Source organism: Streptomyces incanus (assembly GCF_042656345.1).
Taxonomy (GTDB): domain Bacteria; phylum Actinomycetota; class Actinomycetes; order Streptomycetales; family Streptomycetaceae; genus Streptomyces; species Streptomyces incanus.
Map to the genome: position 1 here is coordinate 1 of NZ_JBHSPC010000149.1, position 1,527 is coordinate 1,527.

A 1,527-nucleotide genomic window follows, 5' to 3' on the forward strand; every position below is an offset into this window, starting at 1 on the left:
CCCACTGCCTGTCACATCGTCAGGCAACGCGACCGCCGACCACCTTCTGAATGCTTACGCCCGGGGAGCGCAGGTTTGGTCACGCGATCAGAATCCATCGACTTCGACGACAGCCTTTGCGAAGGCCTGCGGAGCCTCCTGCGGAACGTTGTGTCCTACCTTGAGGGTCTGGTGCGCGTATTTACCCGCGAACTTCTTGCGATAGGCCGATCCATTTCCCGGAGGTGTGAATGGATCGTGTGCTCCGTCAATGGTGATCGTCGGCACCTTGATGACCGGGGCCGCAGCTAGGCGTTTTTCGATGGCTTCGTACTGGGGCTCACCCTTGGTCAAGCCAAGCCGCCAGCGATAGTTATCGATCACGATGCTGACGTAATCGGGGTTGTTGAAAGCCGCTGCCGTGCGGTCGAAGGTCGCCTCGTCGAAGTTCCACGTCGGAGAGTTGAACTTCCACACCAGCTTGGCCAAATCGTGTCGGTACTCCTTGAGGCCCAGCACGCCTCTCTCCGTGGCGAAGTAATACTGGTACCACCATGCCCATTCACTCTTCGGTGGCGTCGGCAGCTTGTTGGCTTCGACATTGACGATCAGATAGCCGGTGACAGAGATCAGTGCCTTGCAGCGCTCCGGCCAAAGAGCCGCGATGATGTCGGCCGTCCGTGCCCCCCAGTCGTAGCCGGCGAGGATGGCCCTGTCAATCTTGAGAGCGTCCATCAGGGCGATGATGTCGAGAGCGAACGCCGCTTGTTGGGCGTTCCTGGGTGTTTTCCTTGAAAGGAATCGCGTTGTGCCATGGCCGCGCAGATAAGGGACGACCACCCTGTACCCCTTCCCTGCGAGCAAGGGCGTGACCGCAACATAGCTGTGAATGTCGTAAGGCCAACCGTGGAGCAGTATGACCGGCCGTCCGTTCGCAGGTCCGGCTTCGACGTATCCCACGTCCAGGTCCCCGACATTGATCTGCTTCACTGGGCCAAAGGATGCGCCAGCCCCAGGATTGGCTCCGGGAGACACCACAGGTTTTCCCATTTTGGACTGCTCTTGTGCTTCACCAGTCATGCCGAGTTGGGCCGCCACAGCAGCCGCGGCAGTGGCGCCAAGGAAGTGGCGACGGGTTTGTGCGATTCCCTCGGGTATTTCCATCGGTGAATCTCCTCGTTTGAGGCGACACTGACAGGTCGGTGAACGGTGTGACGCAGCGAAAGCGTCGGTAATCGCATTCGATCGACGTCCGAGTGCGGGGGACGATGCGTCTCCGCGGACCTCTGCTTCGACACCTCCTCGTTGTCACCCAACACCCGTCAGAGTGACGGTGCAACAGCGGTGAGTCATACGCTGCTCCGTCAGAGTGATTCAGCGCTCCGATACATTTTCCGCGGGGCGGCCACGCCGATCGGCATGACCTGATTGCATTCGACCGATGCCAGTGGCGACTATGCGCCGGGCGCCAGGGAAAGTATTGGGGACGGGGCGGTGTCATAGCCTCGAAGCAACAGTGCAGGTGAGAAGGGTTGCTCGTGGCAGTGC

The 1,527-nt window shown here is 60.1% G+C and carries 1 protein-coding gene; it reads right to left on the reverse strand.

Annotation, left to right across the window (positions count from 1 at the left end; translation table 11 throughout):
• Window positions 1-87: 87 nt before the first annotated feature.
• On the reverse strand, window positions 88-1,143 hold the full coding sequence (locus ACFP2V_RS35295; protein ID WP_381219636.1) for an alpha/beta fold hydrolase: 1,056 nt from the start codon (window positions 1,141-1,143) through the stop codon (window positions 88-90).
• Window positions 1,144-1,527 lie beyond the last annotated feature (384 nt).

Coding starts and splice junctions, on each gene's coding strand:
- ACFP2V_RS35295 (WP_381219636.1), bottom strand. CDS start 1,143: ATGGAAATACCCGAGGGAATCGCACAAACCCGTCGCCACTTCCTTGGC.